At 45.6% G+C, this 21,245-nt stretch carries 16 protein-coding genes and 1 pseudogene; 14 read left to right on the plus strand and 3 right to left on the minus strand.

The genetic code is table 11. From position 1 onward, the window contains the following. Positions 1 to 70 precede the first annotated feature (70 nt). The 3 genes from groL (at position 71) to MKY23_RS06500 (ending at position 2,520) form a co-directional block, all read left to right on the plus strand. The gene (gene groL, locus MKY23_RS06490; protein WP_154890849.1) at positions 71 to 1,702 is read left to right on the plus strand and encodes a chaperonin GroEL; all 1,632 of its coding nucleotides are present in this window, start codon (positions 71 to 73) and stop codon (positions 1,700 to 1,702) included. Positions 1,703 to 1,863: 161 nt separating this feature from the next. After that, positions 1,864 to 2,100: a hypothetical protein gene (locus MKY23_RS06495; RefSeq protein ID WP_154958530.1), complete on the plus strand. Its 237-nt coding sequence runs from the start codon at positions 1,864 to 1,866 to the stop codon at positions 2,098 to 2,100. Positions 2,101 to 2,169: 69 nt separating this feature from the next. Further along, positions 2,170 to 2,520 (plus strand): hypothetical protein, encoded by a 351-nt coding sequence (locus MKY23_RS06500; RefSeq protein ID WP_339836443.1) that lies wholly within the window; start codon positions 2,170 to 2,172, stop codon positions 2,518 to 2,520. Positions 2,521 to 2,628: 108 nt separating this feature from the next. Here MKY23_RS06500 and MKY23_RS06505 read toward each other — a convergent pair whose 3' ends face one another. Beyond that, positions 2,629 to 5,769: a glycoside hydrolase family 2 TIM barrel-domain containing protein gene (locus MKY23_RS06505; protein ID WP_339836446.1), complete on the minus strand. Its 3,141-nt coding sequence runs from the start codon at positions 5,767 to 5,769 to the stop codon at positions 2,629 to 2,631. A 128-nt stretch (positions 5,770 to 5,897) separates the two neighbouring features. Here MKY23_RS06505 and MKY23_RS06510 point away from each other — a divergent pair, with 128 nt between their 5' ends. The 10 genes and pseudogenes from MKY23_RS06510 (at position 5,898) to MKY23_RS06555 (ending at position 16,138) form a co-directional block, all read left to right on the plus strand. Beyond that, positions 5,898 to 6,734 carry an AraC family transcriptional regulator gene (locus tag MKY23_RS06510; protein WP_251510098.1) on the plus strand — a complete coding sequence of 279 codons (837 nt, stop codon included), beginning with the start codon at positions 5,898 to 5,900 and terminating at the stop codon, positions 6,732 to 6,734. A gap of 348 nt (positions 6,735 to 7,082) precedes the next feature. Continuing rightward, entirely contained in the window at positions 7,083 to 8,045 is a 963-nt protein-coding gene (locus MKY23_RS06515) for a helix-turn-helix domain-containing protein (RefSeq protein ID WP_339836450.1), read from the plus strand. Positions 8,046 to 8,077: 32 nt separating this feature from the next. Then, positions 8,078 to 8,566, plus strand: a complete 489-nt coding sequence (locus MKY23_RS06520; protein WP_339836452.1) for a DinB family protein — start codon at positions 8,078 to 8,080, stop codon at positions 8,564 to 8,566. Positions 8,567 to 8,763: 197 nt separating this feature from the next. After that, positions 8,764 to 9,045, plus strand: coding sequence for a hypothetical protein (locus MKY23_RS06525; protein WP_090918184.1), 282 nt, complete (start codon positions 8,764 to 8,766; stop codon positions 9,043 to 9,045). Positions 9,046 to 9,257: 212 nt separating this feature from the next. Next, entirely contained in the window at positions 9,258 to 9,797 is a 540-nt protein-coding gene (locus MKY23_RS06530; protein ID WP_339836456.1) for a GNAT family N-acetyltransferase, read from the plus strand. Between the two features lie 333 nt (positions 9,798 to 10,130). Then, complete coding sequence (gene rhaD, locus MKY23_RS06535; protein WP_339836459.1) at positions 10,131 to 10,982, plus strand: rhamnulose-1-phosphate aldolase; 852 nt, start codon at positions 10,131 to 10,133, stop codon at positions 10,980 to 10,982. A 338-nt stretch (positions 10,983 to 11,320) separates the two neighbouring features. After that, positions 11,321 to 13,138 carry an APC family permease gene (locus MKY23_RS06540; RefSeq protein ID WP_090918178.1) on the plus strand — a complete coding sequence of 606 codons (1,818 nt, stop codon included), beginning with the start codon at positions 11,321 to 11,323 and terminating at the stop codon, positions 13,136 to 13,138. 147 nt (positions 13,139 to 13,285) lie between these two features. After that, a pseudogene (locus MKY23_RS06545) lies at positions 13,286 to 13,590 on the plus strand (ABC transporter substrate-binding protein); the annotation flags it as partial. Between the two features lie 212 nt (positions 13,591 to 13,802). Further along, positions 13,803 to 14,894: a copper amine oxidase N-terminal domain-containing protein gene (locus tag MKY23_RS06550; RefSeq protein ID WP_339836462.1), complete on the plus strand. Its 1,092-nt coding sequence runs from the start codon at positions 13,803 to 13,805 to the stop codon at positions 14,892 to 14,894. A gap of 272 nt (positions 14,895 to 15,166) precedes the next feature. Further along, positions 15,167 to 16,138, plus strand: a complete 972-nt coding sequence (locus tag MKY23_RS06555; protein WP_339836465.1) for an ABC transporter substrate-binding protein — start codon at positions 15,167 to 15,169, stop codon at positions 16,136 to 16,138. 219 nt (positions 16,139 to 16,357) lie between these two features. Here MKY23_RS06555 and MKY23_RS06560 read toward each other — a convergent pair whose 3' ends face one another. Together MKY23_RS06560 and MKY23_RS06565 are read right to left on the minus strand one after the other, a co-directional pair. Next, positions 16,358 to 18,958, minus strand: coding sequence for a glycine betaine ABC transporter substrate-binding protein (locus MKY23_RS06560; protein WP_221787869.1), 2,601 nt, complete (start codon positions 18,956 to 18,958; stop codon positions 16,358 to 16,360). Next, the gene (locus tag MKY23_RS06565; RefSeq protein WP_090918167.1) at positions 18,924 to 20,153 is read right to left on the minus strand and encodes a glycine betaine/L-proline ABC transporter ATP-binding protein; all 1,230 of its coding nucleotides are present in this window, start codon (positions 20,151 to 20,153) and stop codon (positions 18,924 to 18,926) included. The genes MKY23_RS06560 and MKY23_RS06565 overlap by 35 nt, the downstream gene beginning before the upstream one ends. A gap of 493 nt (positions 20,154 to 20,646) precedes the next feature. Here MKY23_RS06565 and MKY23_RS06570 point away from each other — a divergent pair, with 493 nt between their 5' ends. Beyond that, entirely contained in the window at positions 20,647 to 21,234 is a 588-nt protein-coding gene (locus tag MKY23_RS06570) for a GbsR/MarR family transcriptional regulator (protein WP_090918165.1), read from the plus strand. The last annotated feature ends 11 nt before the right edge of the window (positions 21,235 to 21,245 follow it).

The raw sequence follows: 21,245 nt of genomic DNA on the forward strand, positions 1-21,245 counted from the left end.
AAATTTTAATCGGTTAACCGAACCATATAGCAGTACCATTTTACACAATATACTAGGGAGGTTTTCTTAAATGGCTAAAGACATTAAATTCAGTGAAGACGCTCGTCGCTCCATGCTTCGTGGTGTGGATGCATTGGCTAACGCAGTGAAAGTAACGCTCGGACCAAAAGGCCGTAACGTGGTTCTGGAGAAAAAATTCGGAAGCCCGCTCATCACAAATGACGGTGTAACCATTGCAAAAGAAATCGAACTGGAAGATGCATTCGAGAACATGGGTGCACAACTGGTTAAAGAAGTTGCAACGAAAACAAACGATGTTGCCGGTGACGGTACAACAACTGCGACAGTACTTGCTCAAGCCCTGATCACAGAAGGTTTGAAAAACGTAACTGCAGGCGCTAGCCCAATCGGTATCCGTAAAGGGATCGACAAAGCGGTTAAAGCAGCGGTTGCTGAACTGCAATCCATCTCCAAACCGGTAGAAGGCAAACAATCCATCGCACAAGTAGCGGCAATCTCTGCAGCTGACGAAGAAGTAGGCGAACTGATTGCTGAAGCTATGGAAAAAGTGGGTAAAGACGGAGTAATCACTGTTGAAGAATCCCGCGGATTCGCAACGGAGCTGGAAGTGGTTGAAGGTATGCAATTCGACCGCGGTTACATCTCTCCATACATGATCACAGATACGGACAAAATGGAAGCAGTTCTGGATAACCCGTACATCTTGATCACAGACAAAAAAATCTCCAGCACACAGGACATCCTGCCATTGCTTGAGAAAATCGTTCAACAAGGCAAACCGCTCGTATTGATCGCTGAAGATATCGAAGGCGAAGCACTGGCGATGCTGGTTGTGAACAAACTGCGTGGTACATTCAATGCTGTAGCGGTTAAAGCTCCAGGATTCGGTGACCGTCGTAAAGCGATGTTGCAAGATATCGCTGCCCTGACTGGTGGCCAAGTAATCACGGAAGAACTGGGTCTGGACCTGAAATCCGCAGTTGTGGAACAATTGGGTACTGCTCGTCAAATCCGTGTTACAAAAGAAAACACAATCATCGTTGACGGTGCTGGTAACAAATCCGATATCGATGCTCGTGTTAGCCAAATCCGTACACAATTGGAAGAAACAACTTCCGAGTTCGACAAAGAGAAACTGCAAGAGCGTCTGGCTAAACTGTCCGGCGGTGTAGCAGTAATCAAAGTCGGTGCGGCAACTGAAACTGAATTGAAAGAACGCAAACTGCGTATCGAAGATGCCCTGAACGCAACTCGCGCTGCGGTTGAAGAAGGTATCGTATCCGGTGGTGGTACTGCGCTTCTGAACGTATATCATGCTGTTGCTGGTGTAGCATTGTCCGGCGACGAGCAAACAGGTGTTAACATCGTACTGAAAGCTCTGGAAGCGCCAATCCGCACAATCGCGGCTAACGCTGGTGAAGAAGGTTCCGTAATCGTGGAACGTCTGAAAAAAGAGCAAGTTGGCGTAGGTTTCAACGCTGCAACTGGCGAGTGGGTTAACATGATCGAAGCAGGTATCGTTGACCCTGCGAAAGTAACACGTTATGCACTGCAAAACGCGGCTTCCGTAGCAGCCATGTTCCTGACTACTGAAGCGGTTATCGCTGACAAGCCAGAACCTGCAGGCGCTGCTGGCGCTCCTGACATGGGCGGCATGGGTGGAATGGGCGGCATGATGTAATAAAGGTGTAAAAACCTTTGTTATGCCGATAGAAGAAAGGCTCCCGAAAGGGAGCTTTTTTCTTTTTAATTAACGCAACCGTAATACTTTTAGAGCGTATGTATGAGAATACATAGAGTATGATAGAGTAAATAATTACAACCGAGTAAGGAGGGACAGCGATGAGAAAAAGTACAAAATGGGTATTGTGGATTCTAGGTTTCATATTGGCCGGAATCTTTGTCAATTTCTATATGAATCAATTTAGTTTTGCTTATGCGTTGATTGCTGTGCTGCTCATGTTCTTTACAGGTTGGGGCTTCTTGGCTAAGCTGAAAAATGACGTTCATCAGCATGAAGAATATCACAAAAGAATGCACGAGTCAGCGGAAGAGGATATAGATCGTTACACGAGATAACTACAGGGTGTTCGAATATTTCTATCACCGTTTCCAATATGGGGTAAATACCAATTAGGAGGGGATAGAATGAAAATGAAACGAATGAAATTACCGCTGGTATTAGGTATTGTATTAATGTTCACTATGCTGACCGCCTGTGGTGTGGATGACATCAAACATGAGAAGAGTGCGCATTGGGATGTTTCCTTGCAACGTTCAACAGGTTCATACGGGATTGTTTACATAGGAGATGAGAGTACTGTCAAAGATTTCGTCTACAATATCAAAGGACCAAATTTTGAGCGGTGGGGACGGGCACTCGCCAAACAACCGACACCGGTTACCGAGTCCGGTGCATTAAATCCGGTGGATAACAAAGAGCCCATTACGTTTAACATTAGCTGGAATGACAAAAGTGAGAGTGTAACGTTTGAGTAGTTAATAATCTCCATCACAAAAATCCCTGCCAGCATCATGCTAACAGGGATTTTTGGTGTTTGTTACGAGGATGGAACCTAAGAAATTAAGCTAAATGGAGCGGGAGCTCTATACAGGCTTTACCGTGAACGTAAAATGATATGGACGATTGGCTTGCAGCGTATACTCTGGATGTGTACGGGCACTCCAGCTGTCGTCACCGCCAACACCCATCTGCATGTAGTTGATACGAGCGATGGTATGTGAACTTACTGGCAATTTGTAGACATGGTCATTCGCTTCCAGTTCTTCAGGCGACCATGGCAGTGCATTGATTTCAAACGGTGCGTTAGCTTCAAAATGCAACCCGATGCTGCCCTTTGCAGCATCTTCGCCTACAGCCGATGTAATCTCAGCAAAACGGACATCCGTTTTGTTACCACATTCCTGTGGTTTCAGGTAAGGAACAAACTGATCCCGAACGGCTCCGGTGTAATAGCCAAGGCGTGCACTGGTCAGACGGTCGATATAGTTGTCATGCGGCCCTCTACCATACCAGGAGATCGTATCCAGACTGTCTTTTAATTCAAACAGCATACCGAACTCAGGAAGTTCAGGCAGACCTGCACCGGAGACGAGGGTTTGACTGATTTCAAGCTCGCTATTCGGCTTGATGTGATAGGTGATGGACAGCGTACTTCCCGGGCTAACATCCCACGTATAATCGGTTGTCACATGACAGCCCTGCGCATCCGTATGATGTTCAAAACGAATCAGCTTTTTCGTCGCATGAGCATCACGCCAGAAAGCGGCACGTTCATTCAGTTTATTACCCAGATCGTTATCGGTCATCGCACGCCAGAAGTTCGCACGAGCGGGTGCCAGTAATTGCTCCTGAGAGTTAATCTGATAGGAAGTAAGTGCGCCAGTAACCGAACTGAAGCTTATGGAGACTTCACCCGCATTCACTTTCAATCCGCCAACTTGCAGTTCCTCCACTTGAAGCGCGTCACTTGCTCCCGCAACAGGTTGCTGAATTGCACGCAGACGAGGAGATACGACGAATTGCTCCCAACCAATCTCATGTCCTGCCTCTGCCCACTTCGTAGCTTTCTTGGTTTCCAGAGAGACAGTAAGAACAGCTTCTGTGTACAGGTCGGAAGATGGTGTGTAAGGGATATGGACTTCAACGGATTCGCCAGGCTGTGCAGCAATGTCCAGATGCCCTTTTTCCACAGATACTCCGTTATGGGACAACGTCCAGGCGAGTGCATATTCGTTCAGGTCTGTGAACAGGAAATGATTCGTGATGCGAACCAGTCCGGTTTGCAGATTGAGCGCCTGCATGCGAACGTTCTGATAACATTTTTTCACTTCTTCCAGCTTCGGCGTAACCGTTTTATCTGCCAAAATCAGTCCATTACCGCAGAAGTTGCCGTCATGCGGCGACTCGCCAAAATCTCCACCGTAAGCGAGATATTCTATACCGTCTGCTGTCTTGGTACGAATGGATTGATCCACCCAATCCCAGATAAATGCCCCTTGTAAAATCTCATATTTATCAAACATTTCCCAGTACAGGTGCAGACCGCCACAGGAGTTGCCCATCGCATGGCTGTATTCACAGATGATATAAGGTTTTTTGTCCCCTTTCATCCGTGCATACTGTTCGATATCGTTCGGGCTGATATACATCGTGGATTCAATATCACTTGCCGAATCGGTAGGGCGGTAGTGATAAGTTCCTTCATAATGAACGAGTCTTGTTGGGTCGGCTTGTTTCAGATAGTCGTACATGGCGATAAAGTTATCGCCGCCAAATGATTCATTACCAAGCGACCAGATGATGATGGACGCATGGTTTTTGTCCCGCTGGAACATGGAGTTACAGCGATCGATGACGTTGTCGCGCCATTCCGGCTTGCTTGCCGGGATGTTGTCGTCGTTCATTTCTTTTTGCCCATAGTACCAAGTACCATGTGTCTCCAGATTCGTCTCGTCAATCACATACAGTCCGTATTCGTCACACAGCTCATACCAGAGCGTCTGGTTTGGATAGTGCGATGTACGCACGGCATTGACATTGTATGCCTTCATCAGCTCGATATCACGAATCATATCCTCACGGCCGATGGCCCGTCCTGAATCTGGCGAGAATTCGTGGCGATTGACACCCTTGAACACGATGCGTTTGCCGTTAATTTTCATCAAGCCGTCCTTGATCTCAAATCTGCGGAATCCGACACGGGTACGAACAGCCTCGACCGTTTCGCCCGAAGTATTCTGGATGGACAGCACCAATGTGTACAGGTTAGGCGTTTCGGCACTCCACAAGAGCGGGTTCGCAACTGGAGTAGAGAGGTGTAACGTTATTTCTTCTTCATTGGCAAAAGAAACCTCTGCCGCGAGCGGCTGATCCAAAACAAGCTTCTGCTCCGCATCATAGAGCTGTGCTTGAACCGTCAAGCCGTTCACAGGCTGTCCGGCGTTATGATTGAAGAGCTTCACATCCAGTTGTAGCTCTGCATTTTTAAGAGCATCATCGAGTTCCGTCCGAACGAAGAAATCAGCGATCTGAACCGGCGAAGGCGAGTGCAGATATACGCCGCGGAAAATACCGCTAAGCCGCCAGAAATCTTGATTCTCCAGCCAGCTTGCATCACACCAGCGATAAACCTCAACCGCCAGCTTGTTCTCACCTTCCGTCAAATATGCCGTGATATCAAACTCTGCAGGTGTGAAGGTATCCTCACTGTAACCAACAAGTTCTCCATTCACCCATACATAGAAGGCAGATTCAACACCTTCAAAGTGCAGCAAGACCGGACGATCTTTCCAGTCCGCAGGGACTGTGAACGTGCGAATATAGGAACCGACAGGGTTATAGGTTGCTGGTGCGAAGGGTGGTTTTAACTCAGGCTCGCGTTCCACCCAAGGATACGTCATGTTCGTGTAATGAGGGTAATCATAGCCTTGAAGCTGCCAGTTGGATGGGACAGCGATCTCATCCCAATTGCTTGCGTCATAACCGGCTTCGTAAAAAGAAGTAATGCGCTGTTCTGGCGTTTCAGCAAAGCTAAACTTCCATGAACCATTTAGCGTCTGGTACCAAGGCGACGAAGTGAATTCATTGGACAAGGCTTCTTCTATTGTTGGAAACGCTACCATATTGGCATGGGCTGGCAGACGATTCACCTGAAACGTCTCGGGATTGTTGTTCCATTCCGGATATCCGTTAGCCGGAGGGGTGTGCACAAGTTTCTTTCGCATATCAGCAGCTCCTTTGATCATGTTATAATATATTCACAGTATAGAATTGATCAGGTACTTAGAAAATAAAGAATATTGCCCATATATATCACAATATGAAACTAAAGTTGGAGAGCGTGGTATGCCGCATGAATACACGAATTTTTTTTGGTAAAACAGACGAAGCCGCACGTCTACCAGTCTATATGACGACCGTTGGGTATTGGGAACATCAATTTGAAACGGAGCGCCCGGAAGGCTTTCCCGATTACCAGATTCATCAGGTCATTCAGGGACAAGGCAGGCTGATTATAGAGGATGAAGGAGAATATATCGTTGGTCCAGGGGAGGTATTTATCACCTACCCCGATATTCCGCATGAGTATAGGCCTATTACGGATCACTGGGAGCTGGCTTGGGTATCCTTTCAGGGTCGGGAGGCAAGTCAGCTACTGGCCTATGCGGGAATCACCAGTTCAGGAGTATATAAGCTTAGAAAACCCGAACTGCTGAACGCTTTGGAATTGTTGCTTGTAAGGGAGGAAGGCACGGGGGATGCGATGAATGCTGCCGATGATCGGGACAGTTCCAAACACCTGTATGCCTTGCTACTGGATCTGAAGCCTTTGCTCATTGTGTCGGACAACGATAACGACGAGATGGAACGGTTGAAACCCGTGCTACGTTACATTACAGAGCACCTGGATCAGCCTTTGTCGCTGAAGGAACTGGCGGATGTGGCTGTTGTATCTCCTCAATATCTATGTCGGTTGTTTCAAAAGGCACTTCGTGTCAGACCTGTGTTTTATGTCAACCAGGAACGAATCAATCGTAGCAAACAGCTGATGTTCAGTGAGCGGGAGCTCCGAATTTATGAAGTGGCTGACCGGGTAGGGTATGAAAATGCGAGTTATTTCTGTACGATATTTAAACGACATACAGGCATGAGTCCCGAGAAATTTCGCAAACTGCATGGTTTAGGCTGAAAAGACGAGTAATAGTGCCTAACTTATTTTTCTTCTGTTCTTCATCTGTCCTTCGTTCATTTTTTGATCTGTTCTTCATCTGGATTTCAGTTTCTCTTAAGGTTGAGGGATTAATATAAATCTTGTAAACCCCTTCTCGTGTTAAATAGATGTGTGACTGGCCCTGTTCGGATTGTCCTCCGAGCAGGGCACTTTTTTTATGTTTAGCTGAGCGATCATACTCATGATATGATGAGAGAGAAGAATGAGCATAATAATATAATGTGAACCAAGAGATATTGAGAGATACCGGGAGATACCGATTAGATGAGGCTCTTTTTCGCATAAAAGGGAAAGGCAGGGAAATGCATGGACGCTCGTCTGCACGCATTGTATCGTCCGGTACAGATGAATGGGATGGACCCCCGTACATACTACATAGAGAATAGTCCTTCCCCTGTGCTTACACCTTATGTAGCCTGTTATTGGGAATCAGGAACTCGGGAACATAGGGAAGATGGCAATTATGGCATAGATGGAATGGACATGGACATTAAGGTCAATGACTTAAGGTTGAAATTTCCGGCCTCTGCCCGGGTATTACCAGATGGTTGCACTGACATTCTGATCGATTATAATCCAGAGCAAGAAAGGTATACGTATAGCTATTGCGGCAATTACATGCAGCCTTTTGCTTTTCCGTTATCGTTGACAGCGCCTACTACGGGAGCATATACGTTTGGGGTTCGCTTTTTTCCCGGGGGAGCTCCTTTTCTACACGGTCAGTCACTGGATTTGTTTACAGACCGTCGTGTACCCCTGGAAGACTGCTGGCCAGACCGATGGGACGAGCTGCAATTGAAGATGGAGGAAACGAGGGATTTTGCCCAGCGTGTGCAGGTGATGGAGTCTTTCCTCCGCCGAGTGACCCTGCGTAGCAGCCCGATTCATCATCATGCTGATCAGGATCTGCTTCGTAATGTGCTCTACCGGATCTTCAAGGATAATGGCCGCTTGAGTATACAAGACATTGCCCAGGGGGAAGCTGTCAGTGAACGTCAGTTGCATCGCAAAATGACCGAACAAGTGGGTATCAGTCCCAAGCGTTTTAGTGAAATTGTTCGTTTCCATCAGGTGTTGCATGGCATTCGCAAAGGCCTGGCTACGGACGGAGCTGAACTGGCACAGACGCATGGATTTTACGATCAGGCGCATCTGATCAGGCAATTCCGCAAGTTTTACGGTGATACACCGCTAGTTGCTGTTCAGGAGCATCAACAGATGTTGTCCGAAAAGTACAATGATGCGGCCGTATCTTCCGTTATACTATGAATCATAGACTTATCACAAAGGAGTAATGAATCATGAATGGAACATTGCAAATTCGAGAGCATCTGTTAACGGAACTGGAAACAGGCGTACGCACAGGCGCTTCGTTAATTCGTCTAATTCGTCCAGAGGACTGGGCGTATCGTCCGCAAGACAATATGCGTTCCCTTGTGGAACTGGTGCATCATTTTATTCAGATTACGGCTTCGGATCTTGTCATCATGCAAGAGAAAGGTGAGGCTGAAGTAAGTCAAGTGGAGAACCGTTTATCTGGAAACCAGGATATTGAGCAACTGGAAAAGACATTATGGAGCAATTTCGAGGCGTACAAAGCATATATTACAAGTCTCAACGAAGAGGACTTTCTGAACCGCTCTACCAAAGCTTTCTATGCAGAGCATGGACACTTGCAGGTGCAGTGGCAGATCGAAACGCTCACACATGTGTTCCACCATCGCTCCCAGCTCTATAATTATCTCAAACAGCAAGGCCATGAATTGAACTTTTTTATGCTGTATGCCTAGTTTGTTACTGGGTATGTTCTTGGACAAGCAGCTCTGCCGGATCATCCGGTGGGGCTTTTTTTGTTTTTCGCGGGATACGTTATCTATTAAACTTGCATGTTAGCTATAAATGTACGTTCTACCATGGTCAATTCACCGTGGCTTTACTAGATTTGAAACATAGAATACCGTATCAAAGCAAAAAGGAGGTGATTTTGATGGCCATCCTTTTACCATTACAGTTCTACAATCTGCCAGCAGGTGTGGGTAAATCCTACTATGAAAACCTGTCTGGCGGCACCAATGCAAGTGTTACGGTGAACAACAATGGACCGTTTCCGGTATCTCTCGTCATCACTCGTGTAAATGCTCCAGTTGTCACTTATATTGTTCCGGTGAACAGCAGTTTGAGCATTACTGCAAGTCAGGTGCTGGTCTTCGCTTTGCTGGCGAACCAGGGAGGTGCTGCTTCCGGTACGATTGAAGTTGCTTTGGCGTAATCTATCAGATGTTAGTAGAACGTATGAACCTCTGCCGACCGGGTCGGCAGGGGTTACTTTTTCATATTGAAGCCTTGTCGTAAACAGGGGAAGGCGTATCAAACTACATAAAATGTTGGGGCCCGAGAGTTTACTCTGAACCGTACACGATTAATGGAATAGTATAGACCGCACGTTGAGACTGTGCCTGGGATTCGGGAGGTTGATAGAATATGAACCGTAAGCAAACCAAAATATTGGAAACGCAGCGACTTGTATTTACGACATGGGACGAAGGTGATCGTGCCCTCGCGTTTGCGCTCTGGGGTGATCATGAGGTGACCCGTTGGGTTCGTGGCAACGAGGTTCTGAGCGAAGAGGAAGTAGAGGCGAGGCTAACTCAGGAGATCGAGCGTGAGAAGCAGGAGGGAGTGCAGTACTGGCCCCTTTTTCAGAAAGATTCAGACGTGTTTATCGGTTGCTGTGGCCTCTGCCCTTATGATCTGGAGGAGAACATCTATGAGCTTGGTTTCCTGCTGACTCGGGATCATTGGGGACAAGGCTATGCGCAAGAAGCGGCGCAGGCTGTTGTTCGTTATGCTTTTGACAAATTAGAGGTAGCGACGCTGGTGGCAAGTCATCATCCGGATAATAAAGCGGCATGTCACATTTTGAGCCAACTGGGATTTGAGCAAATGCACGAACGACGGGATGAAGCAACAGGTGTGATGAAGCCTTTCTATAGATTACGGAAAAATAATACTGCCCGCTGATTAACGTTCTAGGGTATCTTATCTTGAGTCGTTTTCATGCATTTTTTATTTCGCGTTCAGCTTCTATTAAGGTGGGAAGGATATGATAACTCTTGTAAACCCCTTCTCGTGTTAAATAGATGTGTGACTGACCCTGCCGGGCGACGGCGGGGTATTTTTTTGCTTGTTTTCGACGTTTTACAATAAAATAAAGATAAACAAAAATAAATAAAATAATAATCTGTGTTTGTTATTGACTAACAAACAGAAACAAAGGTATAATGAATGTGAAAAAAGGAACTTAATTTGATCGTGACAGCCCCATTTTATACTTGAACATAGGAGAGGATAGACATGAACGTGACCCTTCAGACCGAAAGACAGCAACCTGCCGGATTCAATATTCCATTTGTACGCGAGATGGCAGAGATTACGCAGCATATGTGGAAAAATGGATGGGATGAGCGTAATGGCGGTAATGTCAGCTATTTACTGAAAGAGGAAGAGGTTGCACCGTACATTGACATTCATCGTGTGATCCGCACTATCACACCTGCCTTTTCCGTGCAAGAACTGGCAGGACAATATTTTATCGTTACGGCATCGGGCAAATATTTCAAAAACGTGCTGGCAGACCCGGAAGGCAATCTGGGTGTACTGCGTGTATCTGCGGATGGACAGGTGCTGGAGGTATTGTGGGGGCTGAACGGTGGCGCGAACCCGACAAGTGAACTGCCGACCCATTTTATGAGCCATATTGAACGTTTGAAAAGAGACCCGAACCACCGGGTCGTCATGCACAACCACGCGACACATGTACTTGCGATGACCTTTATCCATGAGCTGGATGAGGCCAAGTTTACCAAGACACTCTGGCAGATGTGTACCGAATGTGTAGTGGTATTTCCAGATGGCGTTGGGATCATCCCTTGGATGATGCCCGGTTCGAATGAAATCGGCCGCGCAACGGCGGAGAAAATGCGGGAGTATCACGCGGTGATCTGGCCGCAGCACGGCATTTTTGGAACAGGTACAACGATTGACGAAGCGTTTGGTCTGATTGAGACCATCGAAAAAGCAGCACAAGTGTACATGCTTGTTGCAGGTCACGATATCAGGCAGCGGATTACGGATGAGCAACTACTTGCTCTTACAGAACAATTTGGCGTAACTCCTCGTCCCGGTATCATTCAAAATGAAGTGTAAACAAGCTCGATATGACAATTGTGTTATATGAAGCTGACCATATGAAATCGTGATCGTGGCCTTTGGTTCTTTGAACCGAAGGTCTTTTTCTTTTTTCAGGCAAACAATCGTCGTTTTGGGTCAAAAACGTTCATTTTGCTTAGCAAGAAAGGCTTTGTTATCGAATATTGAATCGTAGAATGCATTATCACGCGCTGGCGATTTTCGGGTGAAATGACGTATTGTCAATGGCTCTGCGATTTTGCATAATAACTATGCTTCATAGATAAGAACAGACATTGTTAACCAGATGAGAAGCAAAGAAGCTTATAGACAAGAGATGGAAGGAAGTTATGATCATGCTTGGCAAAATGAAGAGAATCTTAATCGGCAAGCCAATGAAGTCGGCTGAATTGGATGCAGAAAAATTGGGGAAATGGAAGGCGCTCGCCATCCTGTCTTCCGATGCTTTATCATCCGTGGCCTACGGTACGGAACAGATTTTGCTGGTGCTGGTTGCGGCGGGATTCGCCGCCTTGTGGTACTCGGTTCCGATTTCCATCGCCGTGCTGGGATTGCTCGTCATTTTAATTTTTTCGTATCGCCAGACCATATTTGCTTATCCTACAGGGGGCGGCGCGTATATCGTAGCCAAGGATAACCTGGGCACCACACCGAGCTTGATTGCCGGGGGTTCATTGCTAGTCGATTATATCCTGACTGTGGCTGTAAGTTCTTCCGCAGGTACCGATGCGATCACATCCGCTTTTCCTGTATTGCATGACTATAGTGTCATTATTGCGCTTATTATGATTGTGTTTCTGACCGTTATGAATCTGCGAGGGGTTACGGAGTCAGCTTCGGTGCTGGCGATCCCTATTTACCTGTTTATCTTTTCGATTGCGATTCTCATTATTTCGGGTGGATTCAAATTTCTGACTGGTGGTATGCATGCTGCGGCTCCGGAATTCGGAACAAGTCTGTCGCATGTCAGCATCTTTCTGCTGCTTAAAGCGTTCAGCTCTGGATGCTCGGCTTTGACCGGGGTTGAGGCGGTTAGTAACGCCATTCCGAACTTCAAGCAACCTGCGGAGAAAAATGCGGCCGGAACCTTGCTGCTGATGGGATGCATCCTTGGTGCCATGTTTATCGGTATTACGCTGTTAGCCTTTGGGTATGGGATCAAACCTGATCCCAAAGCAACGGTCATTTCCCAGATTGCCGAAGCTACGTTTGGCAGAGGATGGATGTATTTTATTATCCAGGGTGTTACAGCCCTGATCTTGTTCCTCGCGGCGAATACGGCATACTCTGCTTTCCCGCTGTTGTCCTTCATGATGGCGAAGGATAAATATATGCCGCATATGTTCATGGTGCGAGGAGACCGTCTAGGCTTCTCGAACGGGATTATTTTTCTCAGCGTCATGTCGGCACTCCTGGTCGTTGGATTTAAAGGGGATACCGGAAACTTGATTCCGCTCTATGCGGTCGGGGTGTTCATTCCGTTTACATTGTCCCAACTCGGCATGATGATACGCTGGATCAAAATCAAACCGTCTGGCTGGAAAACAAAACTGCTCGTGAATACAATCGGTATGCTGACTACGTTGTCCATTACGCTGATTTTTATTTTCACCAAGTTCACGCAGACATGGGTTATCTTTATCTTCCTGCCACTGGTCGTTTATGTGTTCATGCGCATTCGCAGCCATTACTGCAACATCGCAGACGAACTGCGTATCGATATTCAGGTGGATAAACCGGCCAAGAAAGGCAATACAATCGTTATTCCGGTGGCGGGCATTACTCGGGTGGTGATGAATACCATCAGTTACGCCCAGACGATGTCGGATCATGTGGTGGCACTGTACATCGGCTTTGATGATGAGGCTATACGGAAGATGGAGCAGAAGTGGGAAGAATGGAATCCGGGCGTCCGTCTGGTCGTAATCAAATCGAGGTACCGCAGCATTATGGGCCCGCTGAAGAAGTTCATTGATACGGTGGAATGGAAAACAGCCGAAACCGATCATATCACCATCCTGATACCGCAATTTATTACGAAGCACTGGTGGCAAAATGTACTGCATAACCAGACCAGCTTCATGATTCGGGCTTATCTGATTAATTATAAAGATGTGATTGTGACGACGGTGCCGTATCATCTGAATCGTTAATGGGAGGATGGGCCGCAACGATATAAAAAGGTTCATCGCTGTACGATGATATTTAGTATAGAATGTACACATCATGTTACCGCAAGGAAAACTCCGGGTTGGAGTGTCCTTGCTTTTTTCTTCAGACCAGAATCATGATTATGTTAACAATGGAATTGGTAGAAGCAAATATTTCCTAATTACGACAGCAGCCTACGATCAGCAAGTATTAAAGGATAATATGACGAAATATCCGCAGTTCCAGGGCAGCAGTCGACCAATTGCACGCTTCAGCCGATTCGACAGCAACATCCGGCGCAGTTATGGATGTTTTTCCAGAAGCGAGACAAATTGTCGAAGGAGCAATTGAAACCGTGCTGAATGGACAAGGTTCGCCACAAGAGATACTAGATGCCGCTGCGAAGCAGATTACGGAAAAAATCAATCAGTACAATAGTACAGTCAAGAAGTAATTCATACCTTGCAGGGTTGACGAGTGGGAAACTGAATGCGGTCTGTATGCCGCATTCGGTTTTTTGTAATTGATTAACTAAAAGGAAGAATTTTTTTAAAAAATATCGAAAAAAGATGTATAGTAAGGAGGGGAGGCAAAGTTATCAATAGACATAGATTATTTGAAGAAGTGAAGAAGTAAAGAGACTACATACGTGAAGGAGAAGAAAGAATGAAGAAACTGGGTTTACTTGTGATGTTCTTTATGCTTTTATTTAGTTCCAATGTGTTTGCAGAGGATTTGAAAGTGAAGGATGTTGAGCTCGATCCTGCCATTACGGCTTCTGTAGGAGATAAGTTTAATTTGAATATCTACGTTATTTATGATGACGAATTCACATTACATGATGCCAATGATCCGTATTATAAGAGACCGGTAGGTCTTACGAAAACAGATTATACTATTAGTGATCCCCACCTGCTTCAAGTATTAAACAATGGCATGGTCAAAATTCTGGGAGTTGGTTCTTCCAAAATTACAGTTAAGGTTGAAAATATAGAAAAGTCAGTTATCATTTCAGGAAGCTTAGACAACCCAATAGATGGGGGATATTTAAAAAATGGTGTGACACTTGTTCCTATGAAAGAGGTAGTCCAAGCTTTGGGAGGCAGTGTCAATTATTTGGCTCAGCAGGGCCTCTTTGAAATTAAAGTTGGTTCTACGCAAGTGAGTTTGCCTAAATCAGGTACAAAGGCTAGTTTAAATGGAAATTCTCTCACTTTAAAGTCTCCACTTCTTGTAGAGAATGGCGTGACTTTAATGCCTGCTTCAGTGTTATCTGATGCTTTCGGAGCAGGATTAAAAAATAATGGCGAAACGATGCAAGTATCTGTTGGTCAAGGGAAAATGGATATCCAAATTGAAAAGCCAAAGAAACAAAGCAGTACAACAGTGACTAAACCGACTAAAAAAGGAAAACTATATGCTGTACCGGCAACAGGGGATATGAAAGGCTGGAGTATTCTTAAAGGTCATCCATATGAGAAGAGTGTTATTGTATACTTCAAAGTCGACGGATCGATTGTACAAATCCATACGAAGGACATCAGTAAGGTGGACCTGAACAAAAAGGTAAAGTGGACAGACCTGAACGGTAAAAAGCATACGAATACCGTAAAGGAGCTATACCTCTTTTTCGGAAAAACAAGTGGTCTGTATTCAAGTGAACTACTGTATAAAATGTTCGGAGAGACCTACGCTAACTGGATTGCCATAGGTTCTATTAATGCAGAACAATATGTTGATCAGTATTTACAAAAATAGGGTTCTGTTGATTGTCTTCGGAAAATTTAATTCAAGACTTGTTATTTTCTTCACTATAGAAACAGCTTACAGGCAAAAGTCTGTAAGTTGTTTTTTTGCGAACGAATCGATTTTTCTTCGAAACAAGTGTATGCAGGCGATAAACTAAAGGATAAAGGAGAATCCGGCAATTCGTTTCAAGATGATTGACATGCTATCGACTCATATCATATAATCAACTCGTTCATTAAATTGATAATGATTATCATTAACGATTAGGGGAGACTATACAGATGAAAAAGCAATGGATTCTACCGTTCATCGTGCTGATGTTATTTACGATGATTGCCAGCGCATGTGGTAACGGGGCTTCAAGTGGTGCATCAGACAATGGAAAACAAGAGGCAACTGCAACGGAAGGGACAAGCAGTGAAGCAGCGAATACTTCGGATACGATAACGTATCAATCCGAAACAGGGCCCGTGGAAATTCCGGCTAAACCTCAACGTATCGTTGCTTTGACGAACGGTCCCAATATCCTTTCTATGGATGTAACGCCAGTGGGCGTAGATAAATGGACAGCAGAAAATCCGCTGTTCAAGGATAAATTAAAAGACGTTGCTATCGTAAGTGATGAAGATCCGGAGAGTGTCTCCGCTTTGAATCCTGACTTGATCATTGCAGGTTCACATATGAAAAATCTTGAACAACTTTCCAAAATTGCCCCAACGATTGTATACACATGGGGTAAACTCGATTATTTGCAACAGCAACTGGAGATTGGTAAAGTGCTGAATAAAGAGTCTGAAGCACAAGCATGGATTGATGATTTCACCAAAAGAGCCGGGGAGATCGGCAATGAGATTAAAGCGAAGTATGGAGATAAAGTAACGGTGTCCACCATCGAAATCGCTGATAAAGAAGTTTTTGCCATGGGGGATCACTGGGCACGTGGAACGGAAGCGCTGTACCAGGCGATGAAGCTGAACATGCCTGAAAAAGTAAAGAATGATACGTTAAAAGAAGGTTACCACTCCTTGTCACTTGAAGTGCTTCCGGAGTACATGGGTGACTTCGTTGTGGTCAGTAGAGATATGACCCGGGATAACGAGATTATGAAGTCGGGAATCTGGAGTAAAATCCCGGCCGTTCAGAACAAACAGGTTATCGAGCTCGATACCAAAGCGGTGACGTACAGTGACCCGATTACGCTCGACTATGTATTGAATATTTTCAAAGAAGGATTTCTTGGCACAGGGAAATAATCATGCAATTAACACCTAAGGGATTACGCGTAAACCTTTCATAATAAAAATGCTATAAGAGAAGAGACGAAGAGGCACAAAGGCCCTTTTCGTCTCTTTGTTAGTTAAACGAAAACGGCCTATCTCGTACATTCGAGATAGGCCGTTTCCATTAAAAGAAACAATGCTATAAGAACAAAATCAACTTACTGCAAAGAATGTTTGAACAAGAGAAAAGATTTATTTATCCTTTAAGTCTGCGATGGATTTGATATCCATGTATGCTGGTACAACAAGCCCCGTTTTTACACCTGTCATATTGGCACCAAGGTCATCCAATTGATCCTTGTATTTAGCCCAATAATCAGCATGTGTCAGAGGAAGCCATGCAGCCGGAGAAGCATCCACGTCGCCTGATGCAACACCCGTCCACATTGGTCCGGCTTCAACTTGCAGTGCATTGACTTTATAACCGAGATTTTTTTCCATTACATATTTCAGTAGGTTCGTACTTGCAATCTCGGAGTCCCAGGCAACATAACCGAGACGGAACGTATCACCGTTCACGGGTGTCAGACCTTTCGTCCATTCATCAATCTGATCTTTGTGTTTCTCAGCATAGTCTTTGGCAGCTTGTTCCGGTGAGGTACCGTCTTGAATGGCAATCATCATCTCGCCCATCTCATCCGAAGTCCATTTGAAGCGGGACAGGAATTCATAAGCTACCGGATGATCTTCTTTCAGACCTTTACGAGCGATGGTATGAATTTCTTCGGCATCTCCATAGACTTTATCGGGATCTTCCAAATATTTCAGGTCATATTGGTTGAACATCCAATGCGGAGTCCAACCTGTAATAATAATTGGTTCTTTATTCTTGTAAGCTTTGTCCAGCGTAGCCGTCATGGCTGCGCCGGACCCTTCTACCAAATTCCAGTTGGTCAGGCCATATTTTTCAATGGCACTGGCGGTGGATTTCATAATACCGGCACCTGGGTCAATACCGATAATCCGGTGGTTGACTTCATCTCCAACGTTGGCATTTGCCGCAGGTTCAGAGGATGAACCAGAAGTTGAAGCCCCCGTTTCCAAATCTTCAATCGAGTTAACGTCCGTCATATATTTAGGAACGACCAGACCTGTGCGTACACCTGTCATATTGGCTCCAAGGTCCTCAACTTGATCTTTGTAACGTTCCCAGTAGTCAGCATGTGTCAGTGGTAACCAGGCCGCAGGAGATGCATCTACGTCACCTGAGGCCACACCCGTCCACATAGGTCCAGCTTCAACTTGAAGTGCGTTGACTTTGTATCCGAGTTTGTTCTCCATGACATATTTCAGCAAGTTGGTACTTGCAATCTCGGAATCCCATGCAACATAACTCAGTTTGAACGCATCGCCGTTCACCGGTGTCAGACCTTTTGTCCATTCGTCAATCTGATCCGCATGTTTCTCTGCATAATCTTTGGCAGCCTGTTCAGGGGATGTACCATCCTGAATGGCAATCATCATCTCACCCATCTCATCCGAAGTCCATTTAAAGCGCTTCAGGAACTCATAAGCAACCGGGTGATCCTCTTTCAGGCCTTTACGAGCGATGGTATGAATTTCTTCGGCATCACCAAACGATTTTTTGGGGTCTTCCAAATATTTCAGATCATACTTGTTGAACATCCAGTGAGGAGTCCAGCCAGTAATGATGATTGGTTGTTCGTTTTTGATGGCTTTGTCGAGTGTAGCGGTCATCGCGGCACCCGAACCTTCAATCAGGTTCCAGTCTGACAAGTTATAATCCTTGATGGCTTTGGCGGTTGATTTCATAATGCCTGCACCTGGATCGATACCAATAATCTGATAGTTCACTTCCTTACCTACAGCATTGGCTGCTCCGTTGTTGCCACCAGCAGATGTTGTGCTGCCCGTGAAGTATTGAGAGAAGCCAGCAACAAGTACAAGTAGTGTTGCCGCTGCAGTAATCCATGCCTTTTGTTTCGTAGAGACACGGGAAGTTTTTTTACGGCCAGGCATAAACAGATTTTGCGTAAAGCGGTCAAGCACGATGGCAAGTACCACGACAGCAAGACCGGCTTCAAAACCTTTACCAATCTGAAGCTGCGTTACAGCACGGTACACTTCTGCACCGATACCCTGTGCACCGATCATGGATGCAATAACAACCATGGACAGGGACAACATGATGGTCTGGTTAATACCGGACATCACCGTAGGCAAGGCGAGTGGAAGCTGTACCTTGAACAATTTCTGAGCCGAAGTTGATCCAAAAGCATCCGCTGCTTCAACCAGTTCACTGGAAACTTGCTTAATCCCCAGGTGAGTCAGACGAATGGTTGGCGGAATAGCGAAGATCACCGATGCTATAACGCCGGGAACAACGCCGAGACTGAAGAACGTAACGGCTGGCAACAGATAAACGAATGCTGGCATCGTCTGCATGAAGTCAAGCAGCGGTGTGATAATCCGTGCAGCAGTTTTGCTGTATGCCAGCCAGATACCAACAGGTACACCGACCAGAATTGAGATCAATCCTGACGTGATAACAAGACCGAGCGTGTCCATGGATTGAGACCAGTAGCCCAGGTTATCGACAAGCAGGAATCCGATAACAGTAAACAGGGTAAGAGGCAATCTGCCTACCAAAAACGCCAGTACACCTAGTATAGCAATAAACAGGAGCGGATGAGGCAACATAAACAGCCCCGAGAAAAATCCGACGACTTCCTGAATAACGACAGAGATCACTTTAAACAATCCGGAGAGCGAGGAGCTCATCCAGTCAACAATGGATTCAATCCACGATGCTAGTGGTATTTTGGGAATCATTCACAGGTTCCTCCTTTGTTGCGACTTCACCGCTAAGTGCACCCAGCAGGGCACCGCGGACGATAACACCTTGCAGTCGGCCGTTCTCACCAACAACGGCAAGCGGCACATGGGCTGAACTTGTGATTTCAAATAGTTCATGTATTAAGGTTTCTGGTCCAACGGTTGGCCCGTCGGTGATCAGAATATCATTCAAAGTTTTGCTCTCACGCATAGCACGGGAAGCATCTTCTGCTGTAATGACACCCAGCAATTTTTTGGAGCGATCAATGACAAACAGGTTTGATATCCCGCGTTCACGCATTAACTCGAGAGCAACACGGGGACCACGATCGGTTGTAATGGTCTCAGGACGGCGCATAACGTGTGATGCTGTGAGGACCTTGGACAAGTCCACGTCTTCGACGAAGCGGGCCACGTATGAGTTGGCCGGTTGAATCATAATTTCCTCCGGTGTACCGATCTGCACAACGGCGCCGTCTTTCATAAGAGCAATCCGATCGCCGATGCGCAGCGCTTCGTCCAAGTCATGGGTAATGAAAATAATCGTCTTTTTCATCTTATCCTGAAGCTCAATCAACTCATCTTGCATATCACGACGAATCAATGGATCAAGCGCACTGAAGGCTTCGTCCATCAGCAGTACTTCCGGGTCATTCGCAAGTGCCCGAGCGAGGCCGACACGTTGCTGCATCCCGCCGCTCAGTTCATCCGGCATTTTGTCTTCCCAGCCTTTAAGGCCAACCAGTTCGAGTGAGGTCTTGGCTTTCTCACGGCGAACTTCCTTATCTACCTTTTGAATTTCTAAACCATATTCCACATTATCAAGAACAGTGCGGTGCGGAAACAACGCAAACTTCTGAAACACCATACTGATCGTTTTCCGGCGTACTTCACGCAATTGTTCTTTGTTCATTTTTCGCAAATCTTTGCCATGAACCAGTATTTCTCCGGATGTTGGTTCAATCAGGCGATTGAACATCCGAACCAGTGTGGACTTACCACTACCGGACAGGCCCATAATAACGAAGATTTCGCCTTCTTTAATTTCCATGTTGACCCGATTGACACCAACCGTTATTTGTTTTTCTTTGGCCAACTTTTCTTTGCCCCAACCTTGCTCCAGTAATTCAAGACCTTGCTCGGTTTGGGGGCCAAACAGTTTACTTACGTTTTTTACTTCAAGTATGGTCATGTTTTCACCCCTTCTGATGTGTTGTGCACTTCGAACGGCCTTCAGCAACCACAAGCCCATACACTTGTGCGCCCAGCCACGAAATCCGGTAATTTTTGCTTCGCTTCCCGTCTTTCTGGGTAACGGTTTGTATTCTAACAATAGTTAACCAGTATAGCAACCGAATAAACAGTACATAATGTTTATACAGTAAAAACTGTACAAAGTTTTCCTTCGAAATGCTCTGTTTATCTCCTTATTATGGCTAATCAGACATCTTTACATTTATTATTGCTTTTCCTACAATAGAAAATGAGCTGAATTAAAGCTTATTTTTTTGGTTAAATGATCATCGTAGGCAAATTGAAGCATGGTAAAGTTCCCAAGATAATCCATTGGGTGTGAGGTGTTTTCTAGCTTATAGAATATCCAGTTACATGCTTTCCCATGTAAGCAGAGCTTGAACATGCTGATTTTTTGCCAAGACTGGAATGTCAGAATGGAGGTTGCAAGCATGAGCTTGGACCATTTGCAAGAGGATCAGCAGACAGCGGTGCTGAAGATCCGTAAACGCGTTATCGAAGCCATTGGACGAAATATGGATCTATACGGCGTAACGTTGTCCACGGGACATTTATATGGATTGCTATTTTTCGCAGAAAAACCGATGACCCTTGACGATATGGGCCGGGAAATGGAAATGAGCAAAACAAGCATGAGCACCGGAGTACGAACTCTGCTGGATCTAAAAATGGTAAATAAGGTGTGGAGCAAAGGCTCCAGAAAAGATCTATATGAAGTGGAGTATGACTGGCATCAGACGTTTACGGATTATTTCGCCATTAAATGGAGAAAAGCGGTGGAGAGCAACCTTCAGATTCTTCGTAAATCCGTAGATGAGATGAACCGGTTGATGGATCAGCTTGATGAACAGACTGACGCTGAGCTTCTGCAAGTACTGCATGAGGACAAGCGTAAAGTATTGCAAGCGGAAGCATACTACCGATGGCTCGACAGGCTTATTGATACGATGGAAGATGAAGAAATCTATAAGCTTGTTCCAAAAGAAGAGATTAAAGAAGAAATGAAAGAACAGTTATAAGCTCGAAACAA

The sequence above is a fragment of the Paenibacillus sp. FSL R7-0272 genome, assembly GCF_037969905.1.
In the GTDB taxonomy this organism is placed as follows: domain Bacteria; phylum Bacillota; class Bacilli; order Paenibacillales; family Paenibacillaceae; genus Paenibacillus; species Paenibacillus polysaccharolyticus.

What these genes read in the sequence shown, in the direction of transcription:
- MKY23_RS06510 (WP_251510098.1), top strand. Translation starts at nt 5,898, where the DNA reads ATGAATACACGAATTTTTTTTGGTAAAACAGACGAAGCCGCACGTCTA.
- MKY23_RS06505 (WP_339836446.1), bottom strand. Translation starts at nt 5,769, where the DNA reads ATGCGAAAGAAACTTGTGCACACCCCTCCGGCTAACGGATATCCGGAA.
- MKY23_RS06550 (WP_339836462.1), top strand. Translation starts at nt 13,803, where the DNA reads ATGAAGAAACTGGGTTTACTTGTGATGTTCTTTATGCTTTTATTTAGT.
- rhaD (WP_339836459.1), top strand. Translation starts at nt 10,131, where the DNA reads ATGAACGTGACCCTTCAGACCGAAAGACAGCAACCTGCCGGATTCAAT.
- MKY23_RS06570 (WP_090918165.1), top strand. Translation starts at nt 20,647, where the DNA reads ATGAGCTTGGACCATTTGCAAGAGGATCAGCAGACAGCGGTGCTGAAG.
- MKY23_RS06520 (WP_339836452.1), top strand. Translation starts at nt 8,078, where the DNA reads ATGAATGGAACATTGCAAATTCGAGAGCATCTGTTAACGGAACTGGAA.
- MKY23_RS06530 (WP_339836456.1), top strand. Translation starts at nt 9,258, where the DNA reads ATGAACCGTAAGCAAACCAAAATATTGGAAACGCAGCGACTTGTATTT.
- MKY23_RS06560 (WP_221787869.1), bottom strand. Translation starts at nt 18,958, where the DNA reads ATGATTCCCAAAATACCACTAGCATCGTGGATTGAATCCATTGTTGAC.
- MKY23_RS06500 (WP_339836443.1), top strand. Translation starts at nt 2,170, where the DNA reads ATGAAAATGAAACGAATGAAATTACCGCTGGTATTAGGTATTGTATTA.
- MKY23_RS06540 (WP_090918178.1), top strand. Translation starts at nt 11,321, where the DNA reads ATGCTTGGCAAAATGAAGAGAATCTTAATCGGCAAGCCAATGAAGTCG.
- MKY23_RS06515 (WP_339836450.1), top strand. Translation starts at nt 7,083, where the DNA reads ATGGACGCTCGTCTGCACGCATTGTATCGTCCGGTACAGATGAATGGG.
- groL (WP_154890849.1), top strand. Translation starts at nt 71, where the DNA reads ATGGCTAAAGACATTAAATTCAGTGAAGACGCTCGTCGCTCCATGCTT.
- MKY23_RS06525 (WP_090918184.1), top strand. Translation starts at nt 8,764, where the DNA reads ATGGCCATCCTTTTACCATTACAGTTCTACAATCTGCCAGCAGGTGTG.
- MKY23_RS06495 (WP_154958530.1), top strand. Translation starts at nt 1,864, where the DNA reads ATGAGAAAAAGTACAAAATGGGTATTGTGGATTCTAGGTTTCATATTG.
- MKY23_RS06555 (WP_339836465.1), top strand. Translation starts at nt 15,167, where the DNA reads ATGAAAAAGCAATGGATTCTACCGTTCATCGTGCTGATGTTATTTACG.
- MKY23_RS06565 (WP_090918167.1), bottom strand. Translation starts at nt 20,153, where the DNA reads ATGACCATACTTGAAGTAAAAAACGTAAGTAAACTGTTTGGCCCCCAA.